Here is an 18,258-nt window from a genome sequence, read left to right on the forward strand (position 1 = left end):
GCGGCATCCGTGCCGCCTCCTTCACCGCACCGGATGGCGGAAGACGCTATCCAGCCAATCGGAAACGGTGCGGATACGCACAAGCTGGCGAAGCTCGGCATGCATGAGCAGCCACATTTCTCGCGCTGGCGGATTTTTGTCGCCACTGTCGACGCGGCAAAGGCCATCAGCATTTTCCGCCAGAATTTTGGGCAACAGCGCGCGTCCCAGACCTGCAATTGCTGCCTGAAGCAGAGCTTCAGCATCATTGACCGCGAGTGGGCTGGAGCGGCCTGACTTTTCCGCTTGCGCTGCGATCCAGCGGGCGTGCGGCAGATGCGCCATCGCCTCCTCATAGACGATCCAGGGCAATTCTTCCGCGCGGCTCTCCTGCCCCTCGGCGACATAGACGGCGTATTCGAGCGTCGCGATTCGCCTGGCGACCACCTTGCCGTTTGCCCCGTCGGCCGGCCTTGCGAGGCGCAGCGCCATATCCGCCTCGCGCCGGGTCAGATTGAAATTTCTGGAATCGCCGATGAGTTCCAATTGCAGGCCGGAATGCTGCGCCAGCAGGGCGGGCAGCGAGGGGATCAGCAGCCGGCTGATAAAGGATGGTGCTGCCGTCAGCCGCACCTTGCCGAGCGCCATGGGATCGGCCGCGTCCAATGCGCCGGATAGCGCCATGACTTCGGCCTCGATCGCCTCGGCCTTCGCGACCGCAATCTCCCCTGTCGGCGTCGGAGACAGGACGCCGCCTGCATCGCGAGAGAATAGCGGAGCGCCGAGGCGTTGCTCCAAAATGCGCAGGCGGCGACCAACCGTTGTTGCATCCGTCCCGAGCACTCTGCCGGCGGCTGCGAAAGACCCATCCCGCGCAAGCGCCAGAACATGGCGCAAATCGTTCCAATCGATGTCGTGCAATTTTGCAGCTCCTGACGGTAAACTTACTGCATGCATCAGCATTATTGCAGCCATAGACTGGAAATATCCAGCAAGGAGATGACGATGACCCTGTTCGCAGTTCTATTCGAGGATGACCCGCAAAACGCCGCCGCCATCCGCAAGGAGTATCTGCCGCGCCACTTTGCCTTCCTTGAGGCGAATGCCGCTTCCATCAGGGCGGCCGGGCCGCTCAGCCGGGAGAGTGATGCTTTCGCTGGCGGCCTCTGGCTTGTCGAGGCGCAGACCACGGATGACGTCGACCGACTGGTGAAGGAAGACCCCTTCTGGCCGGCAGGATTGCGTAAATCCGTGCAGATCCTCCGGTGGAACCGGGTGTTCGCCGAGGGCGTACTCCTCTAGCCGCGCGAGCGACGGGCGCCTTTCGACCCTCCACGCTGCCTGCCGGCGGATCAATCCATGATGTCGGGCAGGCGCTCAGCCAGGAGGTCGATGACGGTGCGTGTCCTCAGCGGTAGCTGCGGCATTTGCGGCCAGATCGCATAGACGTTGACGGATCGGCTGGAAACATTCCTCAGCGCCAAAGTGAGCGTGCCAGCAGCCACATAGTCGCGCACCAGCCAGCAGGGGAGCCAGGTGATTCCCATCCCGGCCGCGGCCGCATCGGCAAGCACCTCCAGATCGTCCAGGCGCAGGCGCGTTTCCGGATAATAATCGACGGCCGTGCCGTCATCCTGCAGGAAGGTCCATTTCTTCGTCTGGCCCGATCTCGCATAGACGAGCATGTCATGGTCGGCCAGGTCGGCAATACTTTGCGGCGCGCCTCTTGCGGCAAGATAATCCGGTGACGCGCACAGCGTCATGCGATGTGCGGCAATCTTGCGCGCGGCAAGTCCGGCTTCGTCCCGCAGCACGCCGTTGCGAATGGCCAGATCGAACCCTTCCTCGAAGAGATCGACCACGCGGTCGCTGAAGGAGAGATCCAGTTCGAGCCTGGGGTGCATGCGGGCCAGCTCCAGCAACAGCGGCGCGGCACAGCGACGGCCGAACAGCACGGGCATGGAGATGCGCAGGCGCCCCGTGACCTCGCGCTTGCCCGATTCCAGCATGGCTTCGCCCGATTGTATCTCGTCGAGCGCCCGTCGGCAGCGCTCATAAAACGCCTGGCCTTCATCCGTCAGGCTCTGCATACGAGTGGTCCGATGAAACAGGCGCACATTCAGGCGCCTCTCCAGCCTCGCAATGGTCTTGCCGATTGCCGAGCGCGACAGATTCATGCGCGTCGCCGCCGCGGAAAAGCCGCCTGCTTCGACCGCCTCCACGAATTCAGGAATGCCGTTGAGCATGTCATTCATGATGATTGCTTCCCCAGAGGAACCAGTTAGCGGAAATAATATCGCCACTGGCGACCATGAAGCAACGATATAGTGCCGTCATTGCTTCCAATTCTTCTCAGGAGATCATGATGACGAAAAGCATGAAGCGCTGGACACTCGATACGATCGCCGTCGGCGCTCCGTTGAACCTTACGGAAACGGCGGTACCTAAGCCGGCGCGCGGCGAAGTGCTTGTCCGGGTCAAAGCCGTTTCGCTGAACTATCGCGACAAGCTCGTGCGCGAGACCGGCATGGGCCTGCCGATCCAATTTCCCTTCGTACCGGCGTCCGATATGGCAGGCGTGATTGAAGCGGTGGGAGATGATGTCACCAGATTTGCGGTGGGCGATCGGGTCATTTCGACCTTCCATCCTGGCTGGATTGACGGCAAGCCGCTCGGCGATGCCCGCACGCCTCCCTATAAGACGCTCGGCGGCTTCTATCCCGGCGTGCTATCCGAATATATCGCCATGCCGCAGGATTGGTTCGTCTCGGCACCGACGAGCCTCGACTATGCCGAGGCAAGCACTTTGCCCTGCGCCGGCCTGACGGCATGGTTCGCGCTGGTCGAACGCGGCAAGATCAGGCCCGGTGACAGCGTGCTCGTGCAGGGAACGGGCGGTGTAGCGCTGTTCGGCCTGCAGATCGCCGCTGCACAGGGCGCCGAGGTCTTCGTAACCTCATCGAGACCGGAAAAGCTCGATCGAGCCAAGGCTCTGGGAGCTCATCACGGCATCGACGGGAACAAAAGCGATTGGGTGGAGGAAGTCTATCGCCTCACCAACGATCAGGGCATTGACCACATCATCGAAATCGCCGGTGGGCCGAACTTCGGCCAATCGCTGAAAGCGGTGGCGCCCCATGGACGGATTTCAGTCATTGGCGTCCTCGAGGGCTTCGATATTTCCGGGCCGGCGGCGCCGCTGCTTCTGAAGTCCCCTACAGTGCAGGGTATCGGCGTCGGCCATCGCCGTTCGCTCGAAGATTTCGTGCGCGCGGTCGACAGCATCGGCCTGAAACCTGTGATCGACCACCGCTACGCGCTCGGCGAGGTGCCGGCTGCCTTCGATCATCTCGATCGCGGCCCCTTCGGCAAGATTGTTATCGAGCTGTGACAACCACCGAGCCGCCGCGAAAACGGCGGCTCGGCTTTGCATTATATCAGGCCTTCGGCTCGAACGGCTGCGGTACGCGCTGGGCGCCCTGGCGTGCGAGCATCCAACCGGGATATTCCGGTGCAAGCGCACTGACTTCGTCGAGCTTGGCCATGTCATCCGCATCGAGCTTCAACTTGACGGCGGCGAGATTCTGGTCGAGCTGATCGAGACGCTTGGCGCCGATGATGATGCTGGTGACGAAGGGTTTTGCCAGGATCCAGGCAAGCGCCACCGTGGCGACGCTGGAGCCGTGCTTTTCCGCCACTTCGCGCATGGCGGCGACGCAGGCCCAGGCGCGGTCCTTGTCGACGGGCGGGAAATCGAAGCTCGCGCGCCGCCCCTCGCCGTTGCCGGGAGCACCGGGACCATATTTGCCGGACAGCAGGCCGCCCGCCAACGGCGACCAGACCATCAACCCAAGCTTTTCTTCCGACATCAGCGGCACGATTTCACGCTCCAGATCGCGGCCGGCGATGGAATAATAGGCCTGCACCGTCTCGAAACGGGCAAAGCCGCGACGTTCGGAAATGCCAAGCGCCTTGGCGATGCGCCAGGCCTGCCAGTTGGACACGCCGACATAGCGGACGAGACCACGCGAGACGAGATCGTCCAGCGCCCGCAGCGTCTCGTCGATCGGGGTTACCGTATCCGTGGCATGGATCTGATAGAGATCGATGTGATCGGTTTGCAGGCGGTCAAGGCTTGCCTGCACCGAATCCATGATATGGCCGCGCGAGGCGCCGCGGTCGTTCGGCTTGTCGCCCATGACGCCGTAGACCTTGGTGGCGATGACGACATCCTTGCGGGGAACGCCGAGATTCTTCAGCGCCTGGCCGAGCAGCTTTTCGGAATTGCCGAAGGAATAAACGTCGGCGGTATCGATGAAGTTGACGCCCGCGGCTAGTGAGCCTTCGACGATCTTGTCGGCGAGCGCCTGATCGACATCGGCGATCGAGCCCCAGAGGCTATTATTGGGATTGGCTTCGCCGAAGGTCATCGTGCCCAGGCAAAGTTCGGAGACGAACAGGCCAGTATTGCCGAGTTGGTTGTAACGCATAGGAGAAAATTCCCTTGTGATCAGCCGGAAGAGGCTTCCGGCCGGTGAATGCTTATCTCTTGGCTATAATTTGGCCTCGGCACGGCAGCCGTTGTCGGCACCGCCATGGAGAGGTCAGAAGACAGTCGTCGAGGCGCGGCTCTGGCTCCGCGGCGATCGAGACAACAAGCACATAATGCACCGGAAACCGATTTCAACGCGAGACCTCGGATCGATCACGATGCGGTTACCTGCACTTGCTCTTGCGTCCGGACGGGCGCGAACTAGACTCCAGTCTTCATATCATGCGCAGAACGGACATACCGATGACGCAACGCCCTTTGACCACGATCGGCTTCGACGCTGACGACACGCTCTGGCAGAACGAACAGTTCTACCGGCTGACGGAACTGCAATTTACCGATCTTCTCGCCGATCACGCTGCCAGCGACGTCATTTCCGCCCGGCTGCTGGAGGCGGAGAAGCGCAATCTTCGCCACTACGGCTTCGGCATAAAGGGCTTTACCCTCTCGATGATCGAGACGGCCATCGAGATCACGGAAGGCGAAGTGCCATCGAATGTCATTGCCCAGATTCTCGATATCGGCCGCGACCTTCTTGCCCATCCAGTCGAAACACTGCCGCATGTGCGCCAGACACTGGAGGCCCTGTCGGGAAAATATCTGCTGGTGCTGATTACCAAGGGCGATCTCTTCGATCAGGAGCGCAAGCTTGCACAATCCGGGCTCGGCGACCTTTTCGATGCAGTCGAGATCGTCTCGGACAAGAATGCGTCCACCTATCGCCGCATCTTTTCCAAGGTGGGCGATGGGCCGGAACGAGCGATGATGATCGGCAATTCGCTGAAATCCGATATCGTGCCGGCGCTCGCTGCCGGCAGCTACGGCGTCTTCGTGCCGCATGAACTTACATGGTCGTTCGAACATGTCGACGAGCCGACCGAGGCGCCGCGTTTCCGCAAGATCGGCCATCTCGGCGAGCTGCATGGCGTGATCGAGGCGTTGCTGTAAGCTCTCATTTGTTTCGCAGTTCCGGACGGAAAACCGCTGAGCACTTTTCCTGGAACGGCTCTACTGCCCCTGCTTCGAGCGCGGCGGGAAGAGCATGGGACCCTGATCCTTCTGCTGGTCGGTGGGCTGTTGCGCGGCCGGCGGATTGGGATCGATGAGGATTTCATAGGGAGCGCCGAGACCACGGCGACGGGTGACGCGCGAATAATAGGGCTTGATCAGCCAGGTCGTATCCTCATTGACGGTGACGTCGGCGGTGTTGCCGTCTTCATCCGTGCCGAAGAAGGATTCATCCTCGCTCGACGAGAGGTCGAAGATCGCCATATAGGCGTATTTGCTTTTCGAGCTGAAAGTGATCCGTACATGCTGGCCCTTCTTCAGCGGCAGCATATAAACCTTGCCCTTGCCGAACTTCGTCCAACCCGTCAGTTTCTCGAGGACGGCCGGCAAGGCAATCTTCTCAAGCTTTTCGCCGCGATCGAGCTGCGGCAGCTGCTGTTGCTGGGTGTTGCTTTGAGCATAGGCGGCTGTAGCGCCGAAAAACGCAAACATCGTCAGCGAAAAACCAAAAAGCGCAGCTCTCACGGTCTCACCAATGCACAGCGCATCGCCTCCACCTCTTTCCGGCAATAGCAGCCTTCGATGTGATCGTTGACGAGGCCCATGGCCTGCATGAAGGCATAAACTGTGGTCGGACCGACAAAGGTCCAGCCGCGCTTCTTCAAATCCTTCGAGATCCGCACGGAAGCCGACGTCGTCGGGTTGGCGCGAAGATGTGCCAAGTCGAAGACCTCGGGGCGCTCGTCGGCACCTGGCTCGTGACCCCAGAAATAGCGGGCGAGCGAGCCAAATTCGTCACGCAGCTCGATGGCGCGGCGGGCATTGTTGATGGTGGAGACGATCTTGCCGCGGTGGCGGATGATGCCGGCATCGGCGAGGCAGCGCTCGATATCCGTGTCGCCAAACTTGGCGACCTTCTCGAAATCGAAGCCTGCAAAAGCGGCGCGGAAATTCTCGCGCTTGCGCAGGATCGTCAACCAGGACAGGCCCGACTGGAAGCCTTCCAGGCAGATCTTCTCGAAGAGCCTGATGTCATTGACGACCGGGCGACCCCATTCCTCGTCGTGATAGCGCTGATATTCCGGCAAATTGCCGTGCCAGAAGCAGCGGTCCTTGCCGTCTTCGCCGGTGATGATGCCCGTTTCGGTCATTTTCGCGATTCGTCCCCTATTTCAGCGCACGCTACCGGAAACCGGTATGCAACTATCGGATAAATTGAGATCAATCAAATGCTTAAATTCATAGGCTGACTTCGACGACCGCGCATTCCGATTCATGATTTACCACTTGCAAACCATCTTTCCAAACCAGGCGGTAACCCTGACAAAGCTTTATCGGCTTCGCGGCATTTTGATGAATAGATCTTTACCATTCGCTCGCGTGCAAGTGGCAACATGATTTCGACCGGGCGCTTTCGTGCCCATCCTCGGCCCATGTGTAGAGAGTTTGTCCGATGATGAAACATGCCGTTCTGTGTGCCGCCGGCGCCCTGAGCCTGCTCGCCTCCACCGCCTTTGCCGACGATCGCTATCAGTCGCGCCCGCCCGTCATCGTCAGTCCCGATCTGACCGCCCCCTGGGTGATGCAGCTGGGCGGCGGCAACGTGGAGCCGGTGGTCTATCCTCGTCCGATGGCGCGCCGCGCCGCCGATCCCACGATGCAGCAGCAGGCCAATCCGCAGGTACGCCAGGTCGTGCAGCCACGCGGGCTGTTTGCGCGCCCGGCCGTGCAGCAGGTCGCCATGGCCCGCCCGCAATATCCGGCGGTCCGCGGCCAGATCGATCCGCAGTTCCTGCCGCAGATCATCGACTACCAGACCAAGGAAAAACCCGGCAGCATCATCATCGATACCAATAACCGCTTTCTCTATCTGGTGATGGATGGCGGCAAGGCGCGGCGCTACGGCGTCGGCGTCGGCAAGCCCGGCTTCGAATGGGCCGGCGCCCACACCGTCACCCGCAAGCAGGAATGGCCGGACTGGACGCCGCCCGCCGAAATGATTTCACGCGAGGCTGCCAAGGGCCACTATCTGCCGGCGCACATGGAAGGCGGCGAAGGCAATCCGCTCGGCGCACGCGCCATGTATCTGGGCTCCACCCTCTATCGCATCCATGGCACCAACGCGCCGTGGACGATCGGCAACGCCGTCTCTTCCGGCTGCATCCGCCTTCGCAACGAGGATGTCATCGACCTCTACAATCGCGTGAAGGTCGGCACCCGCGTCACCGTCATGTAGTTTGCACGACTTCTGAGCCTGTGCGGCGATACTATCCCATCGAAGGGGCAGTATTCGCCGCGCCAGACAGCCCTCCACTATAGTTCAGACTATAGTCTGATCCGCGATAGAAGAGCGGGGCGTTCTTCGAGGCCAGTCTCCTCATCGGGCATTTTGATCTTGATCCCTTCGTTGGTTCCGGTAGTTTCCTACCGAATTCAACGAGGGGAATGCCATTATGAAAGCAGCATTGTCGATCGTGACGACAGGTGTCGTTGCGGCGTGTCTTCTTGCAGCATCGAACGCAGCGGCCTTCACCGCCTCAGCACCCTATGCGGCGCCGGCCACGCGTTCGGATGTGATCCGGGTCGCGATGGAGCCGCAGGGCCAGGTGAAGCCGCAGTTCCAGCGGCGCATGGTGCGGCTGGCGACGAACGAGGAGCCGGGCACCGTCATTGTCGACACCAACAACAAGTATCTCTACCTCGTCGAAGGCAATAATCGCGCAAGACGCTACGGCATCGGCGTCGGCCGCGACGGCTTCGGCTGGTCGGGCGTCGTCAAGGTTGGCCGCAAGGCGGAATGGCCCGGCTGGACGCCGCCGCCGGAAATGATCGTGCGCGAAGCCAAGAAGGGCCACAAGCTGCCGGCCTACCAGGAGGGCGGCGAGGACAATCCGCTCGGTGCCCGCGCCATGTATCTCTACCGCAACGGCAACGATACCGCCTTCCGCATCCACGGCACCAACCAGCCATGGAGCATCGGTCTCAACATGTCCTCCGGCTGCATCCGCATGATGAACAAGGACGTGATGGATCTCTATGATCGCGTTCCAGTCGGCACCAAGGTCATCGTCGTCGGCCCTGGCAACAAGCAGGGCGAAGTCAGCTATCAGGATCGCGGCGTCGATGTACTGAGAACCCTGTTCGGCGGCTGATCGAGGCGGTATTTCCGCCCCCTAATTCGAACACCGACTCAAGGGCGTTCCAGACCATGCATGGCACCGATCATGCAGGTCGGGGGCGCCCGCTTCGCTTGCAAGGTATCCTCCTCCTCCAGGCCTGGCTGAGCTACTGTTGCGCCAGTGTTACAGCCTGAAACTTATCGCACTGGTGTGCCGCAAAACGGCCCATTCCCTTCAGTTTAGCGTCAGTTTTCCCACTTAAGCCGTGCCTGTTCACCCATGACTGCAATAGAAGTGTCATGGAAGCACGCTTAGATGGCAGCACTTTGGCATCCGGGGATTTCATATGCATCGTGCATTTCGCATCAAGCAGCCGGCCCTCGCCGCGCTTGCGACTTCCGCATTCATATTTGCCGCAAGCTCTGCCTCGGCAGAGATGCAATTTTCCGCTTACGGCGGCATACAGGGCGCAACAGGCAGCAATGTGACCACGTCGGACGGCGCCGATTTCGACCCGAACTGGTCCGGCAAATCCTTCAAGATGCCGCCCTATTTCGGCTTCCGCGGCATCTGGTGGCTTGACCAGTTCGACAAGCCGAACTGGGGCGTATCGCTCGATTACACCCATGCGAAGGTCTATGGCGATCTCGGCAATACGCCCGGCTGGTCGCATTTCGAGTTCACCGACGGCCTCAACATGCTGACGCTGAACGCGCTCTACCGTTTCCAGGACCCTAGCCGCAACTGGACGCCCTATGTCGGTCTCGGCGCCGGCATCAACGTGCCGCACGTCGAAGTCACGCGCGCTTCCGGCACGACCTTCGATTATCAGTTCGGCGGCGCCTCGCTACAGGCGCAGGCCGGCGTCAGCTATCAATTCGCCAAGCACTGGTCGACCTTCGTCGAATACAAGGGCAACTACAACTTCGTGAACAACGTCTCGATCGACAGCGGCGATACGCTGAAGACCAGGGTTTTCACGCACGCTCTCAACTTCGGCGTCTCGTTCAACTTCTGACGTCCTTCAGGCCGAACTTCGCGATCAATCCCTCAAACCGGTTCAGGCTTGGGGGATCTTGTGCTATGTTTCAGCCCATGAGCTTTTTCTACTACCGATGTGACTGGATCCATCCGGAAAGCGAGGAGCCAGTCATCGTTTATTACGAGGTCGATGTCGCCGGCGATGTTCCGCGGCTCATCGACGTGTTCGCGGACGGCCGCCGGCATTGCATGTCGGTTGCCGATTATGTTGCGCTGGGGCGTGAGATGCGACGGGTCACCAGCCTCGTCGAAGGCTCGTTTTATGACGGCATTGCCGGCCTGGTGGACGGCATCTTCTTCGAGGAAGGCCAGGACCGCATCAGCATGACGCGGATCGCTGCCGACAGGTTCGAGGGCGAATGGCAGGCACATCGCCTGCCGACGCCCGACAAGCTGCACTAGAGCCGGATGATTTTAGATCGAATCGATCTAAAATCTGAATCCGCTCCAGAATCAAAGAAGCAGAGCACGATGTCGTCCGAAATTCCCTGACACTTTTCGGCATCATGCTCTAGGCAGCGGCCGGCTGCAAACCCTTCAGCTTCTCCGGCATATTCCCGCCATAGGCCCAATCCAGCAATTCCACCGTATGCAGGATCGGAATGCCGGTACCTGTGGCGATCTGCGTGATGCAGCCAATATTGCCTGTGGCGATGATATCTGCTCTCGTCGCTTCGAGATTCCGGACCTTGCGCGCCTTCAGTTCGGCCGAAATCTCCGGCTGTATGATGTTGTAGGTGCCGGCAGAACCGCAGCACAGATGCCCTTCCGCCGGCTCACGCACGGTGAAGCCGGCCGCTTTCAACAAGAGCTTCGGCGCCATGGTGATCTTCTGCCCGTGCTGCATCGAGCAGGCGGAATGATAGGCAACCGTGATGCCGCGCGGCATATGCGAGGGAAGGTCGAGGCTTGCGAGATATTCGGTGATATCCCTGGCGAGCGCCGAAACCCTTGCCGCCTTTTCGGCATAGGCCGGATCGAGGCGCAGCATATGCCCGTAATCCTTGATCGTCGTGCCGCAGCCGGATGCGGTTATGATGATGGCGTCTAGCCCTCCGACCTCGATCTCGCGAACCCAGACATCGACATTGGCGCGGGCAGCAGCAAGCGCCTGTTCCTCGCGCCCCATATGGTGGACCAGCGAGCCGCAGCAGACCTCCCCTTCCGGCGCCACGACCTCGACGCCGAGGCGGGTCAAAAGGCGGATGGTCGCCGCATTGATTTCGGGATCGAGCACCGGCTGGGCGCAGCCCGTCAGGATCGCCACTCGACCGCGTCGCTCGGCTTGCGGTGCGTGCACCCCCGGCTTGGCAAGGGGCGACGTCGCAGGAATGCTGCGCGGCGCAAGATCGAGCATGGCGGCGAAAGCCTTCAATGCAGGAATGCGTCTCAACAGACCCTTGAACGGTCGGCCGAGCTTTGCAAGCTGCAGGGCGAACCGGAAACGGCCGGGATAGGGCAAGACGGCAGCCAGCACATTGCGGGTCAGCCGGTCCATCAACGGGCGTTTGTAGGTCGTCTCCACATGCACGCGCGCGTGGTCGATCAGGTGCATGTAGTCGACGCCGGACGGACAGGTGGTCGTGCAGGCAAGGCAGGAGAGACAGCGATCGATATGCGTCACCACTTCGGCATCGGCTGGCCGGCCGTTTTCCAACATGTCCTTGATCAGGTAGATGCGGCCGCGCGGGCTGTCGAGCTCGTTGCCGAGCGTCACATAGGTGGGACAGGTGGCGGTGCAGAAGCCGCAATGCACGCATTTGCGCAGGATCGCCTCGGACTCGGCCACATGCGGATCGGCAAGCTGTTCGGGCGTGAAATTGGTTTGCATTTACACGCGCTCCCGTTTGAGCAAGACCCTGCCCCTCATCCGGCCTCCTGAGTTTTTATCGAAGGGCGGCCACCTTCTCCGCGTATGAACGGGGAGAAGGCGATAGACGCGCTCTCTGTCATCCCTCAGCGTCTCTTGAGCCGAGAAATCACCGCAAACGATGTCGTCCCCTCTCCCCGCCAGCGGGGAGAGGGCTAGGGTGAGGGGCCATCGCCGACAGAAACTAGATTTCATCACGCCATCTTCCCGGGATTGAAAATCCCTGCCGGATCGAATTTTTCCTTCACGCGCGCCGAAAGCAGCGCCACGGCCTCCGGCTGCGGCTGGAAGGCTGCGGTCATCGCGCGGTAAGCCGGGGTGGCGCGCATCAAGGTCGCATGTCCGCCGCCAAGCGCGTGGATGTAGCGTCGCAGCATGTCGCCTTCCGGCTCGGCTTCCATGCGCATCCACACGAGCCCGCCCTGCCAATCGTAATAGGCATCCACGCCCTCCTCCAGGCGAAGAGCGGCCACAAGCTGGTGGCCCGTGTCGGGCGCGACCGAGACGCGCCAGACAGGACGCGAGGTGCCATCCGCATAGGGCTTCACATCGCGGATCTCGCGCCATAACCGGCGGCTGTCATCCTCCTCGAGGCGTTTCACCGATCCAAGCCGGCCCATCGCGGCGGCAAGCTTTTCACCACGGACTGCGACGGAGCCAGGAAGACCCTCGAGGCGCAGCACCGCCGCCTCTCCTTGCGGCAACTTCCCATCGAGAAAAGACCAGGCGACGGTGAGCGGCAGATGGGCGGCACCCGACACTTCGAGCGGCAGGGCCATGGCCGCAGCCATCGCATTGGCGGCTTCCGCATCGTTAAGGCCGGAGAGAACGATCGTCTCCTCCGTCTTCGGCCTCGGCGGCACGCGGAACGTTACCTCGGTCAGAAGCCCGAGCGTGCCGTGGGAACCAGCCATCAGCTTGACCAGATCGAGGCCGGTGACGTTCTTCATCACCCGCCCGCCGGCCTTGACGATCTCGCCCCGGCCGTTGACGAAACGGACGCCGAGAAGACTATCGCGCGCGGCACCGCTGACGAAGCGGCGCGGACCGGAGACATTGGCCGCGAAGATGCCGCCGATGGTCGGCTCGCCTTCGGTCGCCATCAGCGGCCGATGATCCATCGGCTCGAAGGCCATCATCTGACCGCTCTCTGCAAGCGCTGCTTCGATCTCCGTAACCGGCGTACCGGCGCGAGCGGTCATCACCATCTCACCCGGATTATAGGCGACGATGCCGGCAAGGCCGCTCGATGAAAGAACGGCGTCGGATGCGACCACATTGCCGAAGCCGGATCGCGTGTTGCCGCCGACGATGGCGAGGGCTGCGCCGCGTGCCGTATGATCGCCGATGATCGAGGCAGCTTCCTCTTCTGTCTTCGGATGAAACTCGGTCATGCGGCGTTGCGTCCGTCGAGCGGGAAAACCTTGGAAGGATTGAGGATCCAGTCGGGATCGAAGGCTGCGCGAACCGACATCATCTGCGCGAGATCGACATCCGCGTATTGATGGCGCATCAGGTCGCGTTTCTCGATGCCGACGCCGTGCTCGCCGGTCAGGCAGCCGCCGGCATCGACGCAGAGCCGCAGGATATCGTTGCCGGCGGCTTCCGCCTTGGCTGCTTCCTCGGGATCGTTGGCATTGAAGAGGATCAACGGGTGCATGTTGCCATCGCCGGCGTGGAAGACGTTGGCGACGCGCAGGCCGTAGCCATCGACGATCTCGCCGGTCTTCTTCAGCACATAGGAGAGCTGGCTGAGCGGCACCGTGCCATCCATGCAGATGTAATCGGCAATGCGGCCAGTGGCGCCGAAAGCCGATTTCCGGCCTTTCCAGATCAGGGCCGCCTCCGCCGCCGACTGGCATTCACGCACGGTCTTGACCCTGTGAGTGCGGGCGATGGCGACGATGCTGGCAAGCATATCGTCCATTTCCGCCTCGGAGCCTTCGACTTCGACGATCAGGAGCGCCTCGACATCAAGAGGATAGCCGGCCTTGGCAAAGGCCTCGCAGATCTCGATCGCCGGCTTGTCCATGAATTCGATGGCGACGGGCACGATGCCGGCGGCAATGACATCGGCGACGCAGGCGCCTGCTTCCTCGGAACTGTCGAAGCCGAAGAGCACCGGCCGGGCGCCCTCGGGCTTGGCGATGAGCCGCACCGTCGCTTCGGTGACGATACCGAGCTGGCCTTCCGAGCCGCAGACGAGGCCGAGCAGATCATAGCCTGCCGCATCGAGCGCCTTGCCGCCGAGATCGATGACGGTGCCGTCGGTCAGGACGAGCTTGACGCCGAGCAGATTGTTGGTCGTGACGCCGTATTTCAGACAGTGCGCGCCGCCGGAATTCATGCCGATATTGCCGCCGATGGTACAGGCAAGCTGCGAACTCGGATCGGGCGCATAGAAGAAGCCGTCGGCCGAAACGCTTTCGGAGACATGCAGGTTCGTCACGCCCGCCTGCACGGTCGCGGTGCGGTTGGCATAATCGATATCGAGGATGCGGTTCATCTTGGAGAGGCCGAGAACGACCGCATCTTCCTGCGGGATGGCGCCACCGGACAGCGAGGTGCCGGCGCCGCGCGGCACGACGGGAATGCCGTAGCGATGGCAGTATTTCATCACGGCCGCGACTTCCGCCGTCGAGCGCGGCAGAGCGACGGCAAGCGGCAGGCGACGATAGGACACGAAGGCATCGGTTTCGAAGGGCACGAGCTCACGCGGCTCGTGGACCAGACATTCCGGCGCCAGAAGATCGGCGAGATCAGCGACGATCGCGCTGCGGCGCGCCAGAACATCCGCCCGCGGCTCCAGAAATGAAATGGCCTCGGCCATGCCGTCCTCCTCCTGCATCCCCTTTGCGGATACAGCCTCCTTTTAACCCATTACAGGCTTAGCGCTTTCCCAAGTTTGGAGCAAATGATAAGCATTTATTCCAAAATAGGAAATAATCGCGCATGACCAATCTAGGGGATCTCGAAATCTTCGCCAGCGTCGTCGCGACCGGCAGCATGTCCCTGACCGGCCGCGCGCTCGGTTTTTCTCCCGCCGTCATCTCCAAGCGCATCAAGCGCCTGGAGGATAGGCTCGGCACCCGGCTCCTGCAGCGCACCACGCGGCAGATTTCGCTGACGGAGGCAGGCCAGGGTTTCTATGACCGCGTACTTGCCATTCTTGCCGGGCTCGAAGAGGCAGAAGCCTATATTGCCGGGCGCTCCTCGCAGATGCACGGCACGCTGAAAATATCAGCCCCGACCTCCTTCGGCCGTCTGCACATCGCGCCGCATCTGAAATCCTTCATGCAGGCGCATCCCGAGTTGGCGCTCAATCTCGTGCTCAGCGACGAATTTGTCGATATCGTCGGCGGCGGCTTCGATCTTGCCATCCGCATTGCCGAACTGACCGATTCCAGCCTTGTCGCGCGCAGGCTCGCTCCGGTGCGCCGCGTGCTCTGCGCGTCCCCCGCGTACATCGACGCCCATGGCCTTCCGCAGGATATCGACGATCTGCGCCGGCATATCTGCCTGCCGGCGCACAATCTCGATCCGTGGCGGCTGGAGGGGCCGAAAGGCAGCCTGATCTTCCGTCCCGAGGGCAGGCTCATCACCAACTCCAGCGAGGTCGTGCGCGAAGCCGTGATCGCCGGCCTCGGTATCGCGCTGCGCTCCACCTGGGACATCGGGCCGGAGCTGCGCGACGGCCGCCTCGTCCAGGTGCTGTCGGCCTATGAGGGCTCGCATAATGTCACGCTTTCGGCCGTTTATCCCAGCCGGCAGTTCCTGCCGGCAAAGGTGCGCGTCTTCATCGATTTCCTGGCGGAACTTTACGGCCCCGTTCCCTATTGGGAAAGATAAGTGCCGTAGAGGTTCGAGGAGACCGCCATGTCCGGGCCTGAAATCATCCGTTCCGATCTTGCCCTAAACGGGAAGACGCGCCTCACCGTGGCGCTTGGCGACATCACCAAGTTCTCGGTCCATGCCATCGTCAACGCCGCCAACAGCAGCCTGCTCGGCGGCGGTGGCGTGGATGGCGCGATCCATCGTGCAGCGGGGCCAGACCTCCTAGCGGAATGCCGGACGCTGAACGGCTGCAAGACCGGGCAGGCAAAGATGACGGGCGGATATCGCCTGCCGGCTCGGCATGTGATCCATACGGTCGGCCCGGTCTGGAATGGCGGCGACCATGGCGAAGAGGAGCTGCTTGCCGGCTGCTATCGCAACAGCCTTGGCCTTGCACGGCAGCACGGCCTGAAGACGATCGCCTTTCCCGCCATCTCGACGGGCATTTACCGCTTTCCCGCCGAGCCGGCGACGAAGATCGCAATAGGCACCACGCTTGCCGAAAGCAAGGATGACGCCTTTGACGAGATCATCTTCTGCTGCTTCGGCGACGAGATGGCAGCGCTCTATGATCGATTGCTGCCGCAGGCGTTGGCCGAAACCTGATGCTTAGCGCGCCAGATCGAGGTAGGCGGAGGCAACCATGGCGTCGATATCGGCCGGAACCGGGATGACGCAGGCTTCCTTCCCAAGGTTGTCCTTGGCGACTCGTTCCAGGCAGCGGGCCTGCAAGGCAAAGCCGAGATCCATGGATTCGACCGTGTTGCCGAGCGGACGCGGGCCGGCCAGATTGGCCATGTGGCCGCCGCCAAGAATATGGAAGGCACGGCCATCGCGCATGCGGACGGTCTCGATCTGCTCGGCTTCATAACGATCGACACCGACAACATCGGGACTGCTGCGGAAGCCCTCGACATCGATTTCATGCGGGAAATGGCCACCATTCATCAGGATCGCGCCGTCCTTGATCAAGGGCAGATCGGCGACCGTGATGATATCCGGATAGCCTGTCACGGTGACCAGCACATCGGCGGAACGGATCGCTGCGTCACGCAACGGCGTTGAAAAGCCGTCGAGATGCGCTTCAAGCGTCGTGACCGGATCGATATCGACGACGCTGACGGCTGAGAACGCATTGCGGAAGCACGCCGCCGTGCCCTTGCCGCAAGCGCCGTAACCGAAGACGGTGACGCGCTTGCCGTTGGTGGAGCGGTTGGTGAAGCGCAGATAGCTCTCGAACATGCTCTGCCCGACGGCATGCCGGTTTTCGGCGAATTGCTTGATCGGGCTATCGTTGATGACGAGGATCGGCATGTTGAGCTTGTCGCGCATCGGCATGAGACGGGTGCGGCCGGATGTGGTTTCCTCGGTGCCGCCGAGCAGGTTTGCATAGGGCTTGTCGGCCGCGCGGGCAAAAAGATCGCCGCCATTGTCGAGCAGCAGGTCCGGCTTTTCCGCCAGGATCGCATCGAGGCTCGCCCCATGCTCCTCGGCATCGCGAGTCTGCGTTGCGAAGACCTTGATCCCCTGAGCGCGCAGATAGTCCACCGTCTCAGGCTGGGTGCTGTTGAGGTTTCCGGTGCAGACGAGATCGGCGCCGCCAGCCCGCAGCGTCATCAGCAGCGCGACCGTCTTCGGCTCGAGATGAATACCCGTGCCGATGGTGAGACCAGCAAAGGGCTTGGTGTCGCGGAATTCCGCGGCCGTTGCAGCCAGGAGCCGGCAGCTGCGCGCCACCCAGTCGATACGGGAAAAAGAAGAAGACTGATCCATGATGCGCTCCTGCCGGCTTGTTCTATGCCGCGATCTGGCATGATGGCAAAGGCCGTGTCGATGGACATTGCAATGCGTCGCATGGCAGAAAATCTGCCATGCGACGCGCCTTGCCTTGATGTTTTGCTAAGTCGGTTCGGCTCCCGCTTCGCTTAGCCAATCCGCCAATCGCACAAGTGCCGGATCCTTCACATCGCTGCTGCGGATGCTGAGGCTGTAGCCTGCCGGCCTGCGGATGAAGCCAAAGGGGGCGACCAGGGCGCCACGGTCGATATCCTCGCCGATGGCAGTGCGCGGCACGATCGCGACCCCGAGACCCGAGCGGGCGGCGCCGATTGCCAGCAACAGGTCTTCGAATTCGCGATTGCCGGCAAAGTTGACGGGCGCATGTCCGCTTTCGGCAAACCAGTCACCCCACAGGCTCGGTGCCGAGCGGCTTGAAAGAGCAACAGCGGCGCCAAGAGCCTTGACGCCCTCGGCAAGCCCGAGGCGACCTGTAACATCAGGCGTTGCGACAGGCCCGAACTCATCCTCCATGAAGCGAATGGCCGTGATATCGCGCATCGGCCTGTATTCGCCGCCCATGATGACCGCTTCGAGATCGGCGCGCTTGGCGAGAGGCTCCACCATCGCCATCGGCACGATATCTATATCGATATCCTGAAGCGCCGCCTGCAGCGCCGCAACGCGCGGCATCAGCCACCAGACGGCGAAGGCCGAGGGAACACCGAGCCGGATCGAGCGCCGGCCTCCGATCGAAAGCTCCGCCGAGGCCCGCGTCAGGATACCAAAGGCGACGCCGACAGAATCGGCAAATGCCCTGCCCTTCGGCGTTAGCACCAGCCTGCCGTTCTCCCGATCGAACAGGGACACGCCAAAATGGGCTTCCAGGAGGTTCAATTGCTGCCGGACGGCACCCCGCACGACCCCGAGTTCGTCGGCTGCCTTCAAGATGCTGCCGCGCCGCGCCACAGCGTCGAAAGCGCGAAGCGCGTTCAAGGGCGGCAGACGTCGAGGCGGTATGCGTCCGGACATGGTAAGTTTTTCTTTCTTTCCAAAACGATAGCAGCCACACCCAAGCA

The 18,258-nt window shown here is 61.7% G+C and carries 19 protein-coding genes; 9 read left to right on the plus strand and 10 right to left on the minus strand.

The annotated features are described in order from the left end of the window. Positions 1-21 precede the first annotated feature (21 nt). Positions 22-900, minus strand: coding sequence for a LysR family transcriptional regulator (locus AC13Q5_RS05955; protein ID WP_488501084.1), 879 nt, complete (start codon positions 898-900; stop codon positions 22-24). Positions 901-984: 84 nt separating this feature from the next. Here AC13Q5_RS05955 and AC13Q5_RS05960 point away from each other — a divergent pair, with 84 nt between their 5' ends. Continuing rightward, positions 985-1,281, plus strand: coding sequence for a YciI family protein (locus AC13Q5_RS05960; RefSeq protein ID WP_075855657.1), 297 nt, complete (start codon positions 985-987; stop codon positions 1,279-1,281). Positions 1,282-1,331: 50 nt separating this feature from the next. On the opposite strand, the gene AC13Q5_RS05965 is transcribed toward AC13Q5_RS05960, so the two are convergent. Continuing rightward, on the minus strand, positions 1,332-2,234 hold the full coding sequence (locus AC13Q5_RS05965; protein WP_075855658.1) for a LysR family transcriptional regulator: 903 nt from the start codon (positions 2,232-2,234) through the stop codon (positions 1,332-1,334). Positions 2,235-2,344: 110 nt separating this feature from the next. Here AC13Q5_RS05965 and AC13Q5_RS05970 point away from each other — a divergent pair, with 110 nt between their 5' ends. Then, positions 2,345-3,370, plus strand: a complete 1,026-nt coding sequence (locus AC13Q5_RS05970; protein WP_488501085.1) for a zinc-dependent alcohol dehydrogenase family protein — start codon at positions 2,345-2,347, stop codon at positions 3,368-3,370. Positions 3,371-3,416: 46 nt separating this feature from the next. Here AC13Q5_RS05970 and AC13Q5_RS05975 read toward each other — a convergent pair whose 3' ends face one another. Continuing rightward, a complete protein-coding gene (locus tag AC13Q5_RS05975; RefSeq protein ID WP_457880514.1) occupies positions 3,417-4,469 on the minus strand; it encodes an aldo/keto reductase in 1,053 nt (350 codons plus the stop codon). Between the two features lie 305 nt (positions 4,470-4,774). On the opposite strand from AC13Q5_RS05975, the gene AC13Q5_RS05980 reads away from it, so the two are divergent. Beyond that, entirely contained in the window at positions 4,775-5,479 is a 705-nt protein-coding gene (locus tag AC13Q5_RS05980; RefSeq protein ID WP_488501086.1) for an HAD family hydrolase, read from the plus strand. A 60-nt stretch (positions 5,480-5,539) separates the two neighbouring features. On the opposite strand, the gene AC13Q5_RS05985 is transcribed toward AC13Q5_RS05980, so the two are convergent. Both AC13Q5_RS05985 and AC13Q5_RS05990 read right to left on the minus strand, forming a co-directional pair. Then, a complete protein-coding gene (locus AC13Q5_RS05985) occupies positions 5,540-6,031 on the minus strand; it encodes a hypothetical protein (RefSeq protein ID WP_488501175.1) in 492 nt (163 codons plus the stop codon). 29 nt (positions 6,032-6,060) lie between these two features. After that, entirely contained in the window at positions 6,061-6,690 is a 630-nt protein-coding gene (locus AC13Q5_RS05990; RefSeq protein WP_457880516.1) for a DNA-3-methyladenine glycosylase I, read from the minus strand. Between the two features lie 302 nt (positions 6,691-6,992). Between AC13Q5_RS05990 and AC13Q5_RS05995 the strand changes: the two genes are divergently transcribed. The 4 genes from AC13Q5_RS05995 (at position 6,993) to AC13Q5_RS06010 (ending at position 10,101) form a co-directional block, all read left to right on the plus strand. Next, on the plus strand, positions 6,993-7,775 hold the full coding sequence (locus tag AC13Q5_RS05995) for a L,D-transpeptidase (protein WP_488501087.1): 783 nt from the start codon (positions 6,993-6,995) through the stop codon (positions 7,773-7,775). Between the two features lie 217 nt (positions 7,776-7,992). After that, entirely contained in the window at positions 7,993-8,691 is a 699-nt protein-coding gene (locus tag AC13Q5_RS06000) for a L,D-transpeptidase (protein ID WP_075855664.1), read from the plus strand. Between the two features lie 313 nt (positions 8,692-9,004). Continuing rightward, positions 9,005-9,676, plus strand: a complete 672-nt coding sequence (locus tag AC13Q5_RS06005) for an outer membrane protein (protein ID WP_075855665.1) — start codon at positions 9,005-9,007, stop codon at positions 9,674-9,676. A 65-nt stretch (positions 9,677-9,741) separates the two neighbouring features. After that, the gene (locus AC13Q5_RS06010; protein WP_457880519.1) at positions 9,742-10,101 is read left to right on the plus strand and encodes a DUF6881 domain-containing protein; all 360 of its coding nucleotides are present in this window, start codon (positions 9,742-9,744) and stop codon (positions 10,099-10,101) included. A 109-nt stretch (positions 10,102-10,210) separates the two neighbouring features. On the opposite strand, the gene glcF is transcribed toward AC13Q5_RS06010, so the two are convergent. From glcF to AC13Q5_RS06025, 3 genes are all read right to left on the minus strand, one after another. Next, a complete protein-coding gene (glcF, locus tag AC13Q5_RS06015) occupies positions 10,211-11,530 on the minus strand; it encodes a glycolate oxidase subunit GlcF (protein WP_488501088.1) in 1,320 nt (439 codons plus the stop codon). Between the two features lie 233 nt (positions 11,531-11,763). Then, positions 11,764-12,963 carry an FAD-binding protein gene (locus AC13Q5_RS06020; protein ID WP_488501089.1) on the minus strand — a complete coding sequence of 400 codons (1,200 nt, stop codon included), beginning with the start codon at positions 12,961-12,963 and terminating at the stop codon, positions 11,764-11,766. Beyond that, positions 12,960-14,399: an FAD-binding oxidoreductase gene (locus tag AC13Q5_RS06025; protein ID WP_488501090.1), complete on the minus strand. Its 1,440-nt coding sequence runs from the start codon at positions 14,397-14,399 to the stop codon at positions 12,960-12,962. Before AC13Q5_RS06025 ends, AC13Q5_RS06020 begins: the two co-directional genes overlap by 4 nt. A 122-nt stretch (positions 14,400-14,521) precedes the next feature. Between AC13Q5_RS06025 and AC13Q5_RS06030 the strand changes: the two genes are divergently transcribed. Continuing rightward, entirely contained in the window at positions 14,522-15,418 is an 897-nt protein-coding gene (locus AC13Q5_RS06030) for a LysR family transcriptional regulator (RefSeq protein ID WP_488501091.1), read from the plus strand. A gap of 27 nt (positions 15,419-15,445) precedes the next feature. After that, positions 15,446-16,009, plus strand: coding sequence for an O-acetyl-ADP-ribose deacetylase (locus AC13Q5_RS06035; RefSeq protein ID WP_488501092.1), 564 nt, complete (start codon positions 15,446-15,448; stop codon positions 16,007-16,009). A 3-nt stretch (positions 16,010-16,012) separates the two neighbouring features. Here the strand turns inward: AC13Q5_RS06035 and AC13Q5_RS06040 are convergent, their stop codons facing one another. Together AC13Q5_RS06040 and AC13Q5_RS06045 are read right to left on the minus strand one after the other, a co-directional pair. Continuing rightward, positions 16,013-17,176 carry an adenosylhomocysteinase gene (locus AC13Q5_RS06040; RefSeq protein ID WP_488501093.1) on the minus strand — a complete coding sequence of 388 codons (1,164 nt, stop codon included), beginning with the start codon at positions 17,174-17,176 and terminating at the stop codon, positions 16,013-16,015. A gap of 126 nt (positions 17,177-17,302) precedes the next feature. Continuing rightward, on the minus strand, positions 17,303-18,211 hold the full coding sequence (locus AC13Q5_RS06045) for a LysR substrate-binding domain-containing protein (RefSeq protein ID WP_488501094.1): 909 nt from the start codon (positions 18,209-18,211) through the stop codon (positions 17,303-17,305). Between the last annotated feature and the right edge of the window lie 47 nt (positions 18,212-18,258).

The organism is Martinezella sp. CNPSo 3964, assembly GCF_057784375.1.